Origin of the sequence: Streptomyces sp. NBC_00104 (genome assembly GCF_045160825.1) — a bacterium.
In the GTDB taxonomy this organism is placed as follows: domain Bacteria; phylum Actinomycetota; class Actinomycetes; order Streptomycetales; family Streptomycetaceae; genus Streptomyces.
Genome location: NZ_CP108215.1, coordinates 10,050,013 through 10,068,723 on the forward strand (window position 1 = coordinate 10,050,013; position 18,711 = coordinate 10,068,723).

17 protein-coding genes are annotated in these 18,711 nt (G+C 73.4%); 5 read left to right on the top strand and 12 right to left on the bottom strand.

Features of this window, described 5'->3' with window-relative positions:
- Positions 1-92: 92 nt before the first annotated feature.
- The 3 genes from OG272_RS44000 to OG272_RS44010 form a co-directional block, all read right to left on the bottom strand.
- Positions 93-539: a nitroreductase family deazaflavin-dependent oxidoreductase gene (locus OG272_RS44000; protein ID WP_326574145.1), complete on the bottom strand. Its 447-nt coding sequence runs from the start codon at positions 537-539 to the stop codon at positions 93-95.
- A 106-nt stretch (positions 540-645) separates the two neighbouring features.
- The gene (locus OG272_RS44005; protein WP_327726497.1) at positions 646-1,293 is read right to left on the bottom strand and encodes a LysE family transporter; all 648 of its coding nucleotides are present in this window, start codon (positions 1,291-1,293) and stop codon (positions 646-648) included.
- Positions 1,294-1,552: 259 nt separating this feature from the next.
- The gene (locus tag OG272_RS44010) at positions 1,553-2,125 is read right to left on the bottom strand and encodes a MarR family winged helix-turn-helix transcriptional regulator (protein WP_405895858.1); all 573 of its coding nucleotides are present in this window, start codon (positions 2,123-2,125) and stop codon (positions 1,553-1,555) included.
- Between the two features lie 132 nt (positions 2,126-2,257).
- On the opposite strand from OG272_RS44010, the gene OG272_RS44015 reads away from it, so the two are divergent.
- The gene (locus OG272_RS44015; protein WP_328505413.1) at positions 2,258-3,199 is read left to right on the top strand and encodes an LLM class flavin-dependent oxidoreductase; all 942 of its coding nucleotides are present in this window, start codon (positions 2,258-2,260) and stop codon (positions 3,197-3,199) included.
- 86 nt (positions 3,200-3,285) lie between these two features.
- Here the strand turns inward: OG272_RS44015 and OG272_RS44020 are convergent, their stop codons facing one another.
- The 4 genes from OG272_RS44020 to OG272_RS44035 form a co-directional block, all read right to left on the bottom strand.
- Positions 3,286-4,983: an amidohydrolase gene (locus OG272_RS44020; protein ID WP_405895859.1), complete on the bottom strand. Its 1,698-nt coding sequence runs from the start codon at positions 4,981-4,983 to the stop codon at positions 3,286-3,288.
- Positions 4,984-5,140: 157 nt separating this feature from the next.
- Positions 5,141-6,133, bottom strand: a complete 993-nt coding sequence (locus OG272_RS44025; RefSeq protein WP_326574140.1) for an ABC transporter permease — start codon at positions 6,131-6,133, stop codon at positions 5,141-5,143.
- Positions 6,130-8,115, bottom strand: coding sequence for a sugar ABC transporter ATP-binding protein (locus OG272_RS44030; protein WP_405895860.1), 1,986 nt, complete (start codon positions 8,113-8,115; stop codon positions 6,130-6,132). The genes OG272_RS44025 and OG272_RS44030 overlap by 4 nt, the downstream gene beginning before the upstream one ends.
- A 9-nt stretch (positions 8,116-8,124) precedes the next feature.
- Positions 8,125-9,162, bottom strand: coding sequence for a sugar ABC transporter substrate-binding protein (locus OG272_RS44035; RefSeq protein WP_405895861.1), 1,038 nt, complete (start codon positions 9,160-9,162; stop codon positions 8,125-8,127).
- A 237-nt stretch (positions 9,163-9,399) separates the two neighbouring features.
- On the opposite strand from OG272_RS44035, the gene OG272_RS44040 reads away from it, so the two are divergent.
- A complete protein-coding gene (locus OG272_RS44040) occupies positions 9,400-10,416 on the top strand; it encodes a LuxR C-terminal-related transcriptional regulator (RefSeq protein ID WP_328224548.1) in 1,017 nt (338 codons plus the stop codon).
- Positions 10,417-10,451: 35 nt separating this feature from the next.
- Positions 10,452-11,042: a flavoprotein gene (locus tag OG272_RS44045; protein WP_327726489.1), complete on the top strand. Its 591-nt coding sequence runs from the start codon at positions 10,452-10,454 to the stop codon at positions 11,040-11,042.
- Here the strand turns inward: OG272_RS44045 and OG272_RS44050 are convergent.
- The 4 genes from OG272_RS44050 to OG272_RS44065 form a co-directional block, all read right to left on the bottom strand.
- A complete protein-coding gene (locus OG272_RS44050) occupies positions 11,032-11,823 on the bottom strand; it encodes an MBL fold metallo-hydrolase (protein ID WP_327726488.1) in 792 nt (263 codons plus the stop codon). The two genes, OG272_RS44045 and OG272_RS44050, sit on opposite strands and share 11 nt — an antisense overlap.
- 63 nt (positions 11,824-11,886) lie before the next feature.
- The gene (locus OG272_RS44055; RefSeq protein ID WP_327726487.1) at positions 11,887-12,684 is read right to left on the bottom strand and encodes an alpha/beta hydrolase; all 798 of its coding nucleotides are present in this window, start codon (positions 12,682-12,684) and stop codon (positions 11,887-11,889) included.
- 64 nt (positions 12,685-12,748) lie between these two features.
- Complete coding sequence (locus OG272_RS44060) at positions 12,749-13,573, bottom strand: alpha/beta hydrolase (RefSeq protein WP_327726486.1); 825 nt, start codon at positions 13,571-13,573, stop codon at positions 12,749-12,751.
- A gap of 141 nt (positions 13,574-13,714) precedes the next feature.
- Positions 13,715-16,477, bottom strand: a complete 2,763-nt coding sequence (locus OG272_RS44065; protein WP_327726485.1) for an AAA family ATPase — start codon at positions 16,475-16,477, stop codon at positions 13,715-13,717.
- A 112-nt stretch (positions 16,478-16,589) separates the two neighbouring features.
- Here OG272_RS44065 and OG272_RS44070 point away from each other — a divergent pair, with 112 nt between their 5' ends.
- A complete protein-coding gene (locus tag OG272_RS44070) occupies positions 16,590-17,231 on the top strand; it encodes an ATP-binding protein (RefSeq protein ID WP_327726484.1) in 642 nt (213 codons plus the stop codon).
- Positions 17,228-17,893, top strand: a complete 666-nt coding sequence (locus tag OG272_RS44075) for a response regulator transcription factor (RefSeq protein WP_326574130.1) — start codon at positions 17,228-17,230, stop codon at positions 17,891-17,893. Before OG272_RS44070 ends, OG272_RS44075 begins: the two co-directional genes overlap by 4 nt.
- Before the next feature lie 19 nt (positions 17,894-17,912).
- Here the strand turns inward: OG272_RS44075 and OG272_RS44080 are convergent, their stop codons facing one another.
- Complete coding sequence (locus OG272_RS44080) at positions 17,913-18,707, bottom strand: phytanoyl-CoA dioxygenase family protein (RefSeq protein ID WP_326574129.1); 795 nt, start codon at positions 18,705-18,707, stop codon at positions 17,913-17,915.
- Positions 18,708-18,711 lie beyond the last annotated feature (4 nt).

The window sequence follows — 18,711 nt, forward strand, 5'->3', positions numbered from 1 at the left end:
GTGCCCGGTGCGCGAGGGATCATGCGCGACACGTCGAAGAAATTCCTCCGAGCATCCCGGCACCCACGACACGCCCTACGACCGGCGGGTCCTCACCCTTCCACCGGCTCCAGCACGAAGACGGGAATCTCCCGGTCGGTCTTCTTCTGGTAGTCCGCGTACGCCGGGTACGCGGCGACCGCCCGGTCCCACCACTCGGCCTTCTCGTCCCCGGTGACCTCACGCGCGGTCAGGTCCCGGCGTGTGGGCCCGTCCTGGAGCTCCACACGCGGGTCGGACTTGATGTTGTGGTACCAGACCGGGTGTGTGGGCGCGCCGCCCAGCGAGGCCACGGCCGCGTACCGCCCGTCGTGTTCCACCCGCATCAGCGGGGTCTTGCGGAGTTTCCCGCTCTTCGCGCCGCGCGTCGTGAGCACGATGACCGGCAGACCCGTGTCCATCAACGTCGTCCCCTGCGTGCCGCCCGAGCTCTCGTACAACTCGACCTGCTCGCGCACCCACTGAGTGGGGCTGGGCACGTACTCGCCCTCAAGAGGCATGGCAACCGTCCCTTGCTCTCGCGTACAGACTGTCCCCCGCATTCAACACCTGCCTGTCCCGGAATCATCCTCATCGCGCCACACGCACGCGGCACTTGCACACCTTTCACGCACCGGATGCCGGCCCCGGCGTGAGCACCGCCAGTACCGCCAGCACCGCGATCACGGCACTCGACAGCAGCCCGGTGACCAGCTGTCCCCGGTGTCCGGTCAGGGTCCGGCCGAGGAGTGCGCCACCGCCCGCGAGCAGCAGTTGCCAGCTCGCGGACGCGAGGAACGCGGCAAGGACGAACACCGTCTGGTCCAGGGCGCTCACGGCGTCGGTGGCGCGGCTGCCGAGCACGAGCGCCGCGAAGTAGACCACCGTGGTGGGGTTGAGGAGGGTGATCCCCAGGAGGGCGACATAGGCGTGTGCCGGGCTCACCGGGTCCCGCCGGGGGCGGGTGGCGAGCCGCCGGGCGCGGTACCGGCGCAGGGCCGTGACCGCGCCGCGTACGGCCAGGGCGAGGAGCACCAGGGCGGAGGCCCAGCGCAGGGGCACCAGCACCGGTCGCAACGTGGCCGCGAGGGCGGTGCCGCCGAGGGTGGCGAGCAGGGCGTACAGTCCGTCGGCCGTCGCGACGCCGAGCGCGGCGCAGGCTCCGGTGCGCGGGGACGTACGGGCGGTGAGGGAGACGAGGTAGGTCGCGACCGCTCCGACGGGGATGGCGATGCCATAGCCGGCGAGGAGGCCCGCGACGAGCGCGGCCGTCACGACCGGGGCGGAGTCGGCCCCCACGGTCGGCCGGGCCGCTGCTGACCCCGCACCGACGACGCGGTGACGAGGGACAGCGGCAGGAAGGCGTCGATGAGGAACATGGGCGGATCCTGGGGCCGGGCGCTCCGCGCGCGCAAACGAATTACCGGCAGCTCTTGACCATGGTTCCGTGCCTGCCTATTTTGTTTGCATCCAAACGAAATGGGGTCGGAGGTGGCGGCGTGGGTGGACACGGTCACCGCCGGCCGTGCGGGCGTCAGGCCTTCGGGCGCCGACCGCTGCGACGGGGCGCCGGCGCGGCGCCGTTCAGCAGGGTGCGGCGGCGCTCCTCGCCGTGCTCCTCGACCTGGAGCACGACACTGCGCAGCCCCTCCGCGAGACTCCGGCACTCCGCGTCGCTGAGCTGCCCGGTGACGAAGGACTCCTCCTCGTTGAAGGCCGGGAACACCCGCCGCATCAGCTCCTCACCCTCGTCGGTGAGGGCGAGCAGTACCAGCCGGCCGTCCGTCGGGTGGGCGGCCCGGCGCACCAGCCCGCGCGACTCCAGCGTGCGCGCCACGCCCGTGAGCGTGCCCTTGGAGATGCCCGCCTCCTCCGCGACGTGCCGGGTCTCGGACTCGCCCCACACCCACACCACCCACAGCACCACGAAGGCCGTCCAGGTCAGGTCGGAGCCGCGCAGTACGGAGTTCTCCAGGTGCTGCCGCACCGCCGAGGCGGCCCGGTAGATGTTCGCCACCGCCGCCATCTGGTCCCGGCGGATGGGGAAGTCCCCCAGCTTCGCCGCGGCGAGCTTCTCGGCTTCGGTGATGGATCGCTGGCCGGGCACGGGCGCTCCTTCGCTCTCACGGCCGGACCGGACGGCCCTGTGCGGCCACCCCGGTCCCGGCCCGTCGTTCGTGCGGACATTCGGTCGTTCGGTCATTCGGGACCAAATTGTACGGAGAAGAGGGAATCCACCATGAGCACCACCCCCCGCATGCTGCTGGTCCTCAGCGAGAACTGGACGCTCACCGGCGGCCGGGCCGACCTGCCCGCCGCCGTACGGTGGGCGCGCGAGGCCGAGGACGCCGGGTTCGACTCCGTCATGGTCAGCGAACACATCGTGCTCGGCCCCGACGCCGCCGTCGACGGCATCATGGGCAATCCCCGCGACTACGCCCTCCCCGGCAATCAGGACCCGTACACCCCCTGGCCCAACTCCCTGCTGCTCCTCGCCTCCATCGCCTCCGTCACCGAGCGCCTGCGACTGGCCGCCGCGGCCGTCCTCGCCCCGCTGCGTCACCCCCTGCTGATGGCCCGGGAACTCGGCACCCTCGATCTGCTCAGTGAGGGACGGCTGCTGGTGCAGCCCACGGTCAGCTGGAGCAAGGACGAGTACGACGCGCTCGGCGTGCCCTTCGGCAGGCGCGGCCGGCTCCTCGACGAGCACCTGGAGGTCTGGGCGAAGGCCTGGGGACCGTCCCCGATCTCCCACGACAGTGAGCACTACCCGTTCCGCGACGTCTACTTCGAGCCGAAGGCGTACCGCCCCGAGGGCCCGAGGCTGTGGTTCGGCGGACAGCGCCTGCACGGTCCCGTGCTGCGCCGGCTGGTCGAGTACGGCCACGGCTTCCACCCGCTCGGGCGGCCGACCCCCGAGGACCTTAAGGCGCTCGACGCGGCGATGGCCGCCGCCGGCCGGGACGCCGCCGACCTGGAGATGATCGGCGGCACCCAGGCGGTCTTCCCCGACGACCACGCCCCGGCGGACCTCGGGGCGGCCCTGGCCTCGATACCGGAGCAGCTGGAGCAGGGGTTCACCACCTTCTGCGTCAAGCCGAACCAGTTCATCGACGACCCGGACGGGGTGGGCGCCTTCTGCGCGGAGGTCATGCGGCGGGTCACGGCGCTGACGGGCTGACGGGCTGACGGGCTGAGGGGCGGACGGGCGGCACAGCGGGGCCGGCGCCGCTCGTGCGGCGCCGGCCCCGCCGTGCGTGCCCCGGTTCAGCGCTCGAAGACGACCCCGCCGTCGAACACCGTCATGTCGACCTGGATCCGAGTGATGTCACGCGGGTCGACGTCCAGCAGCGGCCGGTCCAGGACACACAGGTCGGCCACCTTGCCCACCTCCACGGACCCCTTCCACTCCTCGGCGAAGTCCTGCCGCGCGGGGTTGATCGTGTACGCCCGCAGCGCCTCGGCGAGTTCCACGCGCTGCTCCGGTCCGCTGACCCGGCCGCTGGCCTTCGACTCGCGCAGCAGCATCCCGGCGACACCCTGCCGCCAGTCGGGCTCGGTGATCGGCGCGTCCGAGCTGGCGCACACCGCGACGCCCGCGTCGAAGGCCGAGCGCGCGGGCCACTGGTACGCCGACCGTTCCGTGCCCACGACCTCCGCCATCAGGTCGGAGATCGTCCACTTGATGGCCGGGTTCATGTTGACGCCGTAGCCCTGCGTGGCCAGTCGGCCGAGGCTGTCGGCACCGATGAAGTCGCCGTGGATGACGTAGTGCCGGGCGTCCGGGCGCGGCGCGGCCTTCTGCGCGGCCAGGAACGCGTCCACCACGATGTCGATGGCCCGGTCGCCGGTCACATGGACGCCCAGCTGGTAGCCCGCCTCGTGGGCGACACGGATCATGTCGAACAGCTCGTCGACCTGGAGCTCGGGCGTGCGCCCGTGCACGCAGAGGGAGCCGTGGCCGCCGTCGAGGTAGGGCTCGTTCATCCAGGCCGTACGGTTCGGGGGCACCCCGTCGGCGAAGATCTTCACACCGATGGCGTTCAGCAGCCGGGGGTCGGCGGACTCGGGGCGGTGGAGTTCGGCGAGGCCCTTGCGGACGTCGTCGGCGGAGCCGCCCATCGGCGCGGGCAGGAGAAGGACGCTGACCCGCGCGTGCAGACCGCCGGTCGCGGCCAGGTCGGCGTACGCGGTCCAGTTCTCGGTGCTCAGCCCGCCGAACAGGGTCTCGGAGCCACCGGGGCCGAGGCCGGGCTCGGTGTAGCTGGTGATGCCGCGCGTGTGGAGTTCGGCGACGACGTTGCGGATGGCCTGGCGGCGCTGGGCGACGGTGGGGGAGGGCAGAGCGGCCTGGAGCAGGACACCGGCGGCCTCGCGCAGGATGCCGGTGGGCCGGCCGTCGGCGTCGCGGTCGATGACACCGCCGTCGGGCGCGTTCGTGTCGGCGTCGATCCCGCACCGGCGCAGCGCCGCGCTGTTCGCCCACACCATGTGCTGCGAGAAGTCGGTCAGACAGACGGGGTGGTCGGGCGCCACCGCGTCCAGGTCGGCGCGGCGCGGGAGACGGCCCGGATCGGCGAGGCACTCGGCGAGATAGCCGGCGTCCCAGCCCAGGCCGACGATCCACTCGCCGGGCGCGGCGGCCCGCGCCGCCGCGCCCACCGCCCCGGCGATGTCGGCGATCGACCCCACCGTCGGGTGGCCGACGTCGAGGGCGAACGGCGGCCTGCCCAGGCCGTACGCGGCGCCGTGCAGATGCGAGTCGTTGATGCCCGGCAGCACGGTCCGCCCGGCCAGCTCGACGATTCTCGTCGTCGGCCCGGCCAGCGCGCGCATCTCGGCGTCCGTGCCGACCGCGACGATCTCCCGGCCGCGCACGGCCACACCCTCGGCGACCGAGAAGCCGGCGTCGACGGTGATGACCTGACCGCCGGTCAGGACGAGGGAGGGGGAAGTGTCGCTCACGAGGACCTCTCTGGGGTGTCTGAACAAGCGGGGGAGGCTGCGGCGTCTGAACGAGCAGGGGAGGCTGGGGCGTCTGAACGAGTGGGGGAGGAGAAGGGAAGGGAGAAGGGGGAGAGCGGGGAACGGGCGGGAGCCGAAGGCGCGGGCGCGTTGTCGGTCACCGGGTCGCGCGGGGACCGAAGTAGGCGAGCGCGGCGCCCGCCACCAGGGCCACACCCTGGGCCATCTGCTGCCAGAACGTCGGCACGCTCAGCAGTGTCAGCCCGTTCTGCAGACAACCCAGGAACAGCACGCCGAGCAGGACCCCGAGAACCGAACCGGAGCCGCCGCTCAGCGCCACCCCGCCCAGCAGCACGGCCGTGAGCACGGTCAGCTCGAAGCCCGTGCCCGAGGTGCCCGCGACCACGCTGTCCAGCACGGACGCCTTGATCGCCCCGGCCAGCGCGGCGGCCGTACCCGTGACCACGAACAGCGCGAAGGGCGTACGGCGGACGTCGATGCCGGAGAGGTACGCGGCCTCCCGGTTGACCCCGATGGCGAACACATGCCGCCCGGTCGGCGTGTACGCCAGGAACAGCGCCCCGGCGACCAGCACGACGGCGGCGATGACCACGGGCGCCGCGATCCCCGCGATCCGAGCCCCGCCCAGCCACGCGAAACCGTCGCCGAACCCGCTCAGCGGCAACGGGAAGAGCTGCTGCGCCAGTCCGCGCACGGCCGCCAGCATGCCCAGCGTCACGATGAACGGCGACAGCCCCAGGTAGCAGCAGAGCACCCCGTTCACGGCGCCGACCGCCGCGCCGACGGCGAGCGCTCCGAGGACGGCTACCACGGGGGACTGGGCCTGCTCACCCGCGAGCCAGCCCGCCGTCAGGGCCCCGAGCGCCAGCGTCGAGCCCACCGACAGATCCAGGTAGCCGCTGATGACCAGCAGGGCCAGCGGCACGGCGACGATCGCGAGGGCGGCCGCGTCGGTGGCGATCCCCCGCAGGTTGCCGGCGTCGAGGAAGCTGCCGGTGGACAGCTGGAACACCAGCACCAGCAGGGTGAGGACGACGAGCAGGGGATGGCGGCGCACCGTCGTCAGTCCGTGCGCGGCCAGCGCGCGCGGGCCGGGGACGACGCGCTCGGCGGCGGTCACGGTGGTCATGCTGCTCCTTCGTGGGACGGTGCGGTCTCTGCTGCCGGGCCCGCGTCGTGCACGGCCGCCAGCAGGGACTCCTCGGTGAGGTCGGTGCCGGAGAGCTCGGCGATGATCCGGCCCCGGTCGACGATCAGACAGCGGTGGGCGAGCACGGCCGCCTCCTCCGGGTCGCTGGAGGCGAACAGCACGGCCGTGCCGCGCTGTTCGGCGAGCGTGGCGACGACGTCGTAGATCTCCTGACGGGCGCCGACGTCCACGCCCTGGGTCGGCTCGTCGAGCAGCAGCACGTCGACGGCTCGCGCTTCGTTGATCCAACGGCCGAGCAGCAGCTTCTGCTGGTTGCCGCCGGAGAACGCGGAGGCCGGCAGTCCCGGGCGCGCGGGCCGCAGCCCCACCGCCTCGGCGAGCGAGCCGAACACCCGCCGCTCCGCCCCGAGCGCCCGCACCCCGCGCCGGGCGAGCGTCCGCACGCTCGGCAACAACACGTTGTCCTGCGCGCTCAGCCCCGCGAAGAGTCCCTGCGCCCGCCGGTCGGCCGGCACGAGCGCGATCCGGGCGGCGAGTGCGTCGGCGGGCCGGACGGGCGAGACGGCCCGCTCGCCGACGCGGACGGTTCCTCCGGATGCCCGACGCCTGCCGAACAGCGTCTCCAGCACCCGCGTCCGCCCGGATCCGATCAGCCCGTACAGCCCCACGATCTCGCCCTCACCGACGGTCAGGTCGACAGGGCCGAAGCCGGGGCCGCACAGACCTCGGACGGTGAGGCGGGCGGGGAGGGGGATACCGGGCGTGGGGCGGGCAGCGGCTGCGCCGGATGCGGCGGTCGGACGTGCCGCCGGCCTGTCGAGGCCGGGCGGACGCCCTCCCTCGACGGACCGCCGGGGGAGGGCGTCCGCCCCCGGCGACGGAACGTCCTCGCGGTCGCCATGACCGGCGTGGCTGTGCTTCCCGCGACGAGGGACGTCAGGATCCGCGTCCCCCGCGTCCCCCGCGGCCCCGGTGCCAGGGCCGCCCGCAGCCGCCGTAGAGGGTGCGTCCGATGCCCCAGGCCCGGACTCAGAGCCTCCCGCCCCCGCGCTCGCGCCCGCGTCGGTCGTCGGCCCGTTCGCCGGGCCACGCGCTGCGGCCAGGCGGCCCTCGGCGGCATCCGCCGACACCGCTCCCCGTCCTCCCGTGATCGCCTCCACCAGGTCCCGGCGGTTGTGGCCCCCTGTCGCCGCATGGTGGGCGACCCGGCCGTCGCGGAGCACGGTCACCGCGTCCGCGAGGCGTTCGACCTCGGCCAGGAGATGGGTGACGTAGACGATGGCGAGGCCCTGGGTGCGGAGATCCTCCACCCGGGTGGCGAGGGCGTCGCTCTCGGTACCGGAGAGGGCGGCCGTGGGCTCGTCCAGGACCAGGACCGAGGCGCTGCGGCTGAGGGCTTTGGCGATCTCGACCAACTGCTTCTGGCCCATGGGCAGTTCACCCACCCGGTCGCGGGGCGAGCAGCTCGCGGCGACACGGTCGAGGAGTTCGGCGGCCACCCTCTCCTGGGCCCGGCGGTCGATCCGGCCGTACCGGGTCCACTCCTGGCCGAGGAAGATGTTCTCGGCCACGGTCAGGGAGTCCACGACGCTCAGCGTCTGGAAGATGATCGCCACCCCGGCCGCGATCGATTCGCGCGGGCTGAGCCGGGTGTACGGGACACCGCCCACCTCGATCGTCCCGGCGTCCGGCGGGAAGGCGCCGCCGAGGCACTTGATCAGCGTGGACTTGCCGGCGCCGTTGTGCCCGAGGAGCGCGTGGACCTGCCCCGCGGGCACGGTGAGGTCCACCCCGTCCAGGGCCCGCACGCCACCGAAGGACTTGCTCAGGGAAGTGATCCGCAGATTCGGCGGATTGGCCACCGGGGCCGCCCCAGCCGCTGCTGTCGCCCCAGCGGCTGCCATCGTCCCGGCGGCTGCCATCGTCCCGGTGGTTTCGCTCGTGTCGCTCGTGTCGGCCATCGCGCGGCCCTACCCGTTCTGGGCGAGCAGCGCGTCGATCTCCGCCGTGTCGCCGCGCTGGATCAGCTTGACCGGCACCTCGACGCTGGGGTTCGCCTTCCCGGCGGCGACCGCGAGCGGCACGTCGACGATCGCGTTGGCGATGTCCAGCGGGGCGAGGGCGGCGGAGGCCCGGTAGAACGTGCCCTGCTTGATGGCGAGGAGGGAGGGGGCCGAGCCGTCCTGGCCGCCGACGAACGTCTTCTTGTCGCCGTTCTTCCGCCCGGCCTGCTGCAACGCCTTGAACCCGCCGTACGCCGCCGCGTCCGTGATGCCGAGGATGATGTTCAGGTCGGGGTGCTTGGCGAGGAGCGCGTTGGACTTCGACAGCCCCGTGTCGGGGTCGATGGCCTGCTCCTGCGCCACCACGTCGACACCGGGCGCGAGCTTCGTGAACGCGTCGATCATGCCCTTCGTGCGCTCCCGGCCCAGCTCGATCGTGTTGTCGACCAGGAACGCGATCTTCCCCTTCCCGCCCAGCTCGTCGTTGGCCCACTTCGCGGCCGACTCGCCCAGCAGCGTGCCGCTCTCGCGGAAACTGAACCGGATGTCGGCGCTCTGGTTCTCCAGTGTCCCGCCGTACGTCACCCAGATCAGGCCCGCGTCGAGCGCGGCCTTGGCGATCGACTCGGTGGCCTCGAAGACCATCGGGAACGACACGATCGCCTGCGTCTTCCGCGTGACCCAGGTGTTGAGGTTGCTGGCCTGGGTGTCGGGGTTGCTCGCGTCGCTCGTCGTCAGCAGCTTGACGTCGTGCTTCTTCGCGGCCGTCGTCGAGAGCTGCACCAGGGTGCTGTAGAGCGGGATCTGGGTGAAGGGGTAGTCGAGGCCGATCTGAGTGAGCTTCTTCGCGGAGGGGGACGCGCCCGCCGCCTTCGCCGAACCGGAGCTGCTCTCCGGGGCACTGCAGCCCGTGGCGGCCAGTCCGGTCGTGGCGATAGCTCCGGCGGACCACGCGAGGAACTGCCTGCGCGAGGCCGGGGTGACGGAAAGGGGGCGTCTGGTCATGGCGGGGATCTCCAAGGGGGACGGGGCCCGTCAGCGGCGGGCGTCCTGCTGTGCCGAACAGGAAAGACCCCGGCGCCCCGCCCCACCATCCGTACAAATACCGAGTGCGTACGGCGGGCGGCCGGCAGCGGGCCCGTACGTCACGGATCGGTGAATGCCTTGTCCACCGATCCGAGCCCCTCTATCGTTAGGGCCCAAAAGACCTCTCCGGTCTCGGGGCGGCCCCGGGAGGCTCGCATGCTCACCCATCACCAGATCGCGGCCGCCGCCCGTATCGGTATGCTCACCCGCGAACGCGACACCGCCTCCGCCTGTGCCGAGGCCCTCCACGAACTCGGCCGCGCCCTGCCCCTCGACGCCGCCACCCTCCTGGAGATCGACCCGATCACCGGCACCTACGTCCAGGTCGCGGGCGTCGGCTACGACGCCGACGTCTCCGAGGCCCTGGCCGCCGAGTTCGTGTCGACCCCCTGGTACGCCAACGTCCTGCGCAGCGAGATCCCGCCGTCCATCTGCGAGGACGTCGAGGACCCGGGCGAGCGCTACCGCGACGGCTGGTTCTACGCCGAGCGCATGCGCCCGGCGGGCGTCCGTGACGCGGTGACGGGCGCCCTGCGCCACCACGGCCGCCTCGTCGGCCTGATCACCCTGTCCACCGCGACCCCCGACGCCTACGACACCGGCACCCGCCACCTGCTGGCCTCCCTCCTGCCCGCCCTGGGCGTCCTCGCGGACCCCACCGCGCACGCGGGCGACCTCCCCGACCTCCCGGCGGAGGGCGGGGCGAGCCTGGTCGTCGCCGACGACACCCTCGAACTCCCCGGCCGGGACCCCGCCGTGGTCCTCCAGGACACCGAGTTCCACCGTGTCCTGCGTGCCTTCGCCGACTCGCACGGCAGCCGGCTGCGCCTGCTCTGGCCCGTCGGGCCCGACTGGTACCGGGTCACCGTCCGCCGCCACACCCTCGGCACGGCCGTCGTACGCCGGGCGGTCCTCGTACACGAGACGCCCGCCCCGCTGCCGTACGGCCTCAGCCCGCGCGAACTGGAGGTGCTCACCCGGGCGGCCACCGGTCAGACGAACCAGGCCATCGCCCAGGCGCTGTTCCTGTCCCCGCGCACCGTGCACACCCACGTCGAGCACCTGCTGCGCAAGACCGGCGCCGCCTCCCGCGCCGAGGCCACGGCCCTCGCCGTACGCGACGGACTGCTCCGGCCGACCGCCGCGGACGTCGAACGCTTCGTCGAGAGGTGACCCGGAGGCCGAGCCCCGTTCTATAGGGTTCGACGGTGACTGCGACTGGAGAAGCGACCGGAGCCGGGCCCGGACAGGGCGGGAGGCCCTTCCTCTACGTCGTCGTCTGCGCCGCCGGGATCGCCGTGGAGGTCGGCAAGCTGATCACGGCCGCCCAGGAGCGCGGCTGGGAGGTCGGGGTCATCGCGACCCCCGTCGCCATGGGCGGCTTCTTCGACACGGCCGCGATCGAGGCGCGGACCGGCCGCCCGATCCGCTCCGCCTGGCGGTCACCGGGCGACCCGCGCCCGTTCCCGCCGCCGGACGCCGTCGTGGTGGCGCCCGCCACCTTCAACACCGTCAACAAGTGGGCCGCCGGCACCGCCGACACTCTCGCCCTGGGCACCCTGTGCGAGGCGTACGGCCTCGGCGTCCCGATCGCCGTCCTGCCCTGTGTGGCCGACGCGCTCGCCGCCCACCCGGCGTACGGCGCGAGCCTGGAGCGGCTGCGCGGCATGGGCGTCCGGTTCGGCGATCCGTACGCCGGCGGGGTCGAGGAGGACGGCGGGCGCAAGACGTTCCACTGGGAACGGGCGCTGGACCTGCTGGAGGCGGGCGACGACGAGGGGACGGCCCTCACACGCTGAGCTCCGTCGCCGTCCCCATCGGCAGCCAGCGGAAGACGTCGCGCACGGCGGCCGGAGCCTCGGAGAGCGTCCGCTCGGCCGCCGCGCGGGCCTCGCGGAAGTGACTCCACCCTTCGTAGTGCACCGGCACGACGGTACGGGGACGGAGCAGCCGGCAGACGCTCACGGCCTCGGCGGCGGTCATCGTGTAGCGGAGCGGGCCGGTGACCGGGAAGCCGACGCCGCCGAGGTGGAGCAGGGCGGTGCCCACGGTCAGGCGGCGGCCCACCTCCCGGACGCCCTCGAAGAGGACCGTGTCGCCGGAGATCCACAGCACCCCGTACCGCTGGCCCGGCCAGCCGAGGGCGAATCCGGTGACCTCGCCGACGACGGGGCGGGACAGGGGCGGGCCGTGCCGGGCGGGGGTGGCGGTCACCTCGACGGTCGTACCGTCGGAGGAGGAGAGCTTCCAGGTGTCCCAGGGGGCGAGTCCGCGTGCGTTGCCGCCGAGCCGCCGGGCCCCGGACGGGGTGGTGAGCACGGTCTCCGTGCCGGGCAGCAGGGCGCGGCCGGCGTCGTCGAGGTTGTCGCCGTGGTGGTCGTGGGTGAGCAGCACCGCGTCCACCGGGGGCAGTTCGGCGGCGGACAGCGCGGGGCCGGCCGTCTTGCGGGACGACGTGCCCCAGCCGAAGGCGTAGCGGCGCCCCGGCGGGTCGAACGTCGGGTCGGTGAGCAGGCGCAGCCCGCCGATCTCGATCAGGGTGGTCGGGCCGCCGATGTGCGTGACACGGACACCGGTCATACGGAGATCCCTTCCGGAAGGGCCCGGGACGGCCGTGCCGACGGCCATCCCGAGGCACGAGAGCTACCGCGCGTGCGAGACCGCCCAGTCGAGGGCCTGGTCCGCGATCGCCTCCCAGCCGGGCGCGGCCGGCAGCAGATGCGGCATCCCGGGGTACTCCTTGACCTCGGTGACCGTGTGCGACTTGTAGTGCTTGGCGTTGGACTGCTGCACCTTGGGCGGCATCAGATGGTCCTTCTCGCCCGCGACGAACAGCAGGGGCGCCCGGTCGTCGTTGTGGTAGTTCACGTACGTGCTCTGATGGCCGGGACGCAGGGTGGCCAGGGCGCTGTCCCAGAAGATGCTGCCGGACGCGGGGACGGCGTACCGCTCGTACAGCGCCTTCGACTCCTCCTCCGGGAAGGTGTTGGTGAAGGCGTAGTGCCACTGCTCGAAGGTGAGACCGACCGCGCGGTGCCGGTTCGCGGGGTTCTTCAGCACCGGGAACGCCGACTTGATCTGGGTCAGGGGGAGTACGGCGACCCCCTCGGTGGGCGCCGAGTTGATCGCCACGCCCGCCGCGCCGAGGCCCCGGTCGAGGAGGAGCTGTACGAAGACGCCGCCCGCGGAGTGGCCGATCAGGACCGGCGGCTTGTCGAGGCCCTGGACGAGGGTCACCAGGTTGTCGACGATCTGGGGGACCGTCACCTTCTCGATCGGGGTGGTGTCGGCGTTGAGCGACTCGACCTCCACCTCGAAGCCCGGGTAGGCCGGCGCGAGGACCCGGTAGCCGCGCTTCTCGTAGTGGGCGATCCAGTGCTCCCAGCTCCGGGGTGTCACCCAGAAACCGTGGATCAGGACGATCGTGTCGGGACTGCTCATCGTTTTCCTTCCAGGGGCTGGAACGAGGTGAACGAGGTGACCAGGGCGAACAGGGCCTGTGTGCTCAGGAGTTGAGGAACTCCAGCAGATCCGCGCCGAGTTGCTCCTTGTGCGTGTCCGTGATGCCGTGCGGGGCGCCCGGATAGACCTTCAGCGTCGCGTTCTTGATCCGGGCCGCCGACGGCTTGCCGCCCACCTCGATCGGCACGACCTGGTCGTCGTCGCCGTGGATGACGAGGGCGGGCACGTCGACGGCGTCGAGATCGGGGCGGAAGTCGGTCGCGGAGAAGGCCGCGACGCATTCGTACGCGTTCCGGTGCCCGGAGTGCATGCCCTGGAGCCAGAACGAGTCCCGCGCTCCCTGCGACACATCGGCCCCGGGCCGGTTGTTGCCGAAGAACGGGCCGTCGGCGAGGTCCCGGTACAGCTGCGACCGGTCGGCGAGCGACCCGGCGCGGATCGCGTCGAACACCTCGACGGGGACGCCGCCGGGGTTGTCGTCGGTCCTGAGCATGAACGGGGGTACGGCGGAGACCAGCACCAGCTGCGCGATGCGCCCGGTGCCGTGCCGGCCGATGTAGCGGGTCACCTCGCCGCCGCCGGTGGAGAACCCGACGAGCGTGACGTCCCGCAGGTCGAGGGTGTCGATCAGCATGGCAAGGTCGTCGGCGTAGGTGTTCATCTCGTTGCCGTGCCAGGTCTGGGTGGACCGGCCGTGACCGCGCCGGTCGTGCGCGACGACACGGAACCCGTGCGTGGCCAGGAACAGCTGCTGCGCCTCCCAGCTGTCGGAGTTCAGTGGCCAGCCGTGACTCAGCACGACCGGGCGGCCCTGACCCCAGTCCTTGTAGTGGATCCGTGCCCCGTCTGCTGCGGTGACGTACGGCATGGGGTGCTCCCGTCTGCGGGCGTGTCCGACCCGTGCATCCTCCGGCGGGCCGGGGCGGCGCCGAATCCCGTGGAACGCGTAGTCATGACACGGGCCGTGCGTCGACGCTATGCCGCGGCTCCCCACCCCGCCACAGCGGCCTCAGAGCTTCGGTACCCGCGACAGCTGCCGCCGTGAGGTGACGTCGAGCTTCCGGAAGATCTTCCGCAGGTGGTAGTCGACCGTGCTCGCGCTGATGAACAGCCGGGCGGCGATCTCGGCGTTGGTCGCGCCGTCCTTGGCGAGCCGGGCGATGGTCAGCTCCTGCGGGGTGAGCGCGCTGCCCGCCCCCGCCGCACCGCGTCGCGGATGCTCGCCGGTCGCCGCCAACTCCTGCGCGGTGCGCGCCGCGTAGCCCTTGGCGCCCATGCCGTCGAACAGGGCCAGGGCCGTACGCAGCTGCTCACGGGCGTCCTTGCGGCGCTTGCGACGGCGCAGCCACTCGCCGTACAGCAGATGGGCGACGGCGAGATCGGCGCGGGCGCCGCTGCCGGAGAGCAGGGCGATCGCCTCGCGGTACAGCGCGTCGGCGTCGCCCGCGGGCGCGAGCAGGGCCCGGCAGCGTGCCAGCAGGCCGAGCGCCCACGGGGTGCCGGTGGCCGTCGCCCGCGAGGCGAGGGTCCGCAGGGTGGCCGTCGCGAGGACACGGTCGCCGCAGCGGACGGCCGCCTCGACCAGGTGGGGGAGGAGCCGGGAATGGTAGGCGAACACGTCGTGGCCGGTCAGCTCCTGGGTGATCGCGCGGGCCCGGGAGTAGTCGCCGGCGCCGAGCGCGAGGACCGCCATGCCTATACGGGCGATGGACTCCACCGCGCCGTTGCCCAGCCAGGTACCGGCCTCCATCGAGCCGCGCAGGACCGACTCCAGCTCCTCGGCGTCCGCGTGCCAGGCGAGCAGCTCGGGGTGCCGGTAGAGCTCCCACATGTCGTCGGTGGCGCCGATCGCGGCCCGTATCTGGTGGCCCTGGGCGTGCAGCTCGTCCGCGAGGGTCAGTTCGCCGAGGTTCGTCTCGTGCATCACCGAGCAGTACAGGGCGGTGTCCAGCTGCGACAGGGCGCCCGTGCCGCGGGCGACGTCGGCGGCCCGGCGCATGACCGCGCGCTGGGCCTCCTCTTCCCACAGCATCATCGTCAGAGTGGTGGTGGGCAGATAGGCGCGCAGCACGTCCTCGTCCGAGGTCCGCGGGTCCCGCAGCATCTCGTGGGCCCGCCGCATATGGGGCACGGCCCGCTCGTAGCCGTCGGTGACGAGGACGGCGAAGGCGCGCAGCACCACGTCGACGCCGGTCGCGGGCGTCGTGCGGGGCAGCAGGTCGTCCACGGCACGGGCGATGTCGGCGACAGTCGTGTCCCGCATGAGGTGCTCGGCGGTGATCGCCCGGTCGACCGCCCGCAGCAGCGCCTCCCGGGCCAGCTCCGGCGCCCCGTCGGCGAGGGCCCGCGCGGCGCGCAGACACAACGCGGGCGCCGCGGCGAACGAGCCCGCGTCACCGAGGAGCGTGACGGCGTGGGCGCGCACCAGCAGGGCCCGGCCCCGGCCGACATCGCCGAGAAGCCCGACGTCGATCGCGTCCAGCAGCGACTCCGCCTGGAGCGGGGCCCCCGCCGACAGCGCGGCCTCGGCCGCCGCCAGCAGCCGGCCGGCCCGGGCGACTTCTCCCGGGGTCAGCTCGGCGGCCCGGCCGAGGAAGGTGGCGCGGGCCGCGTAGCCGCCCCGGGAGCCCGCCCGGTCGGCCGAGCGCTCCACCTCGGCGGCCACCGCCTCGTCCGGCCCGAGGGCGGCCGCCGCCAGATGCCAGGCCCGCCGGTCGGAGTCGGCCGGCCGGTCCGTCACCTCGGCCAGCGCCCGGTGGGCCCGCCGCCGCTCCACGCTGGTGGCACCGCCGTACACCGCCGACCGCACCAGCGGATGCCGGAACTCGGCGGCCGTGCGCAGCACCACCAGCCCTGCCGCCTCGGCGGGACCCGAGTCCTCGGGCCCGATCCCGAGCAGCCGCGCCGCGCTCGTGACGTACCCGACGTCGCCGCCGGGTGCGGTCGAGGCCAGCAGCAGCCAGGTCTGTGCCGCCTCCGGCAGCTCGCGCACCCGCCGGAGGTAGTGCGCCTCCAGCCGGCCGCCCACGGGCAGCGGTTCGGGCAGGGCGAGCGAGCCGGACAGCTGGTCGGCGGTGAGCTCCTGCCCCAGGTCGGCCAGCGCCAGCGGGTTCCCGGCGGTCGCGGCCACGATCCGCGCGCCCACCCGGGCGTCCAGCGGCCCGGCGACGGCTTCCCGCAGCAGTTCCAGGGCGAACGGCTCCTCAAGACCGGCGACCTCGGTGACCGGCAGGCCCGCGGGCGCCTCGAACCCGGTCCGGGCCGCGAACAGCAGCCCGACCCCCTCGGCGTGCACCCGCCGCCCCACGAAGGCGAGGACGCCCAGCGACTCGTCGTCGAGCCACTGCGCGTCGTCGGCGCAGACCAGCACCGGCCGCTGTTTCGCGGCCTCCGCGAGAAGCGTCAGCGTCGCGAGCCCGACCAGGAACCGGTCGGCGGGCGGCCCGTCGGCCAGCCCGCACGCCACCCGGAGTGCCTCGGCCTGCGACGCCGGCAGCACACCGGGCTCCTTCAGCCCGTCCAGGAACGACGCGAGGAGCCGCTGCAACGCGGCGAACGGGAAGCCCGACTCCGACTCCACGCCCGCCACCCGTAACACCCGCAGATCGGCGGCCTCCCGGCCCGCGTGATCGAGCAGTGCGGTCTTGCCGATCCCGGCGTCGCCCCGCAGCAGCACGACCCCGCTCAGCCCCTGCCGTACCTCCGCCACCAGCCGGTTGAGCCGCTCACGTTCGCTGACCCGCCCCTTGAGAACCACGCCGACGCCCTTCAACGGGGGCCTCCTGTGAAGGCCGTATGAGGTTTTGGTGGAGCCGCCTCATTCAATCAGCGCGCGCCCCGGCGCACGCGGGCATCGGGCGAGAGCGGTACGGGGTGATCGATCCGTGACGGATGAGGCGCGGGGACGGGGTGCGGGGACGGGGTACACGCTCGCCCAGGAACGCGCCGGCAGCCGCATGCTCCTCCAGGCCGCCGACCGCGACTGGGACCGCCGCCCCGACCTCGCCAGGACCCAGGTCCGTGCGGTCGTGGACGCGCTCGGCGCCAACCTCGCCGAGACCCGCACCATCATCAGCGACCTCACCCCGCCCGCCCTGGAGCACGACGACCTCGGTACCGCGCTGCGCATCCTCTGCGCCCGCACCACGGCCACGCCCTCGCGGGTGGTGTTCCGCACCGAGGGCGAGCCGGGCGCCCTGCCCAGCGACCGGGCCGCCGCCCTGCTCCGCGTCGCCCAGGGCCTGCTGGCCAACGCCTGCGAGCACGCCCGCGCCCGGCACGTCTGGATCACCCTCGACCACCGCGACGACACAACCGTCGCCGTCGAGGTACGGGACGACGGCGTGGGCTTCGACACCGCGAGGGCGACGGCGAAGCCGGGAGACCGGGGCCTCGGTCTGACGGCCGGCCGGGAGCGCCTGGGCGCCCTCGGCGGCTCGCTCACCGTCCGCGGCGCACCCGGCCGCGGCACCCTCGCCCGCGCCAGCCTCCCCGTGGACGCCCTCGCCCTGGCGGGCAGCCGGTGAACGCCCCGAACGGCACCCCGCTGCGCGTCCTGATCGTGGACTACCACGTCGTCGTACGCGCCGGCCTGCGGGCCCTCCTCACCGGTGAACCCGGCTTCGCCGTCATCGCCGAGACCGGCGACGGTGAGGAGGCCGTCGGTCTCGCCACGCGACTCCGCCCCGACGTGGTGCTGATGGACCTCCGCCTCACCGACGACACCGCCCCCGGCGCCCGGGTCAACGGCCTCGACGCGACGCGGCGGATCACCGCCGAGGCCCCCGGCAGCCGGGTCGTCGTCCTCACCGGCTCCGCCACCCAGGGCGACGTCGTCCGGGCGATGGCGGCCGGCGCCCGCGGCTACATCCTCAAGGCGGGCCCGCCCGAGGAACTGTTCCGGGCCGTGCGCGCCGCCGCGGCCGGCGGCATGGGACTGGCCCCGGAGGCCGCCGGACACCTCGCCGGTCACCTCGCCGACCCCGGGACCGCCCTGAGCGACCGGGAGATCGAGGTCGTACGGCTGCTGGCGCTGGGGCACAGCAACCGGTCCATCGCCGCCTCCCTCCATCTCGCCGAGGCCACGATCAAGACCCACCTGGTCCGCGTCTACCGCAAGCTCGGCACCGAGAACCGGGCGAGCACGGTGTCCGAGGCGGTCCGGCGGGGACTGCTCGAACTGGGTTGAACCGGGGCCGGGGCCCCCGTCAGTGGGCGCCCATCGGCTCGAACTCCGTGCCGCACGGGCCCGCCCCCTCGCTCTCCGGCAGCGACACGGAGTCGCCGCTCATCGTCAGCGTCTCGTAGTAGCGGCCGATGCGTTCGGTGGAGCGGCCCACGTAGTGGCCGATGAAGGAGCGGCGGAAGCGGTCGGCGGTGCGGTTGGGCTGGGAGCCGTGGACGAGGCTGCCGTTGAAGAAGAGGACGTCGCCCGGGGCCATGTCGACGGGCACGGCGGTCAGGCCGGGCGGCGGCGCCACGTACTCGCGGACGAAGGACACCTCCGCGTCCGCCTCCTCCGGGCAGAACAGATCCATACGATGCGTCCCCGGCACGACCTCCAGACCGCCGTTGTCCCGGTCGATCACATCGCAGGCGATCCACGCGGCCACACACGTCCCCGGCTCGACCCGCAGATAGAAGTTGTCCTGGTGCAGCGCCTGCCCCCGGGCGCCCGGCGGCTTGAAGTAGAACATGCTCTGCGCGGCCAGGACCTCCTCCCCGAGCAGCCCTTCGAGGATGTCCCGCAGCCGTGCGTCGAGGAGCACCCGCAGCGAGAGGTCGTCGATGCGATGGGGGTGCATGACGCGGGGATGGACGTGCAGCGGGTCGGCCGGCGCGTCCGCCGTGGGCGGGCGGGGCTGGAAGTGCCCCGGGATCGGGCCGCCCTCCCGCAGGGCCGAGAACCGGTCGCACAGTTCCTCGATCTCGGCGGGCGAGAACAGTCCCCGCACCACCAGATAGCCGTTCTCCTCGAACCGCACCTTGTCTGTGGCTGCCATCCGC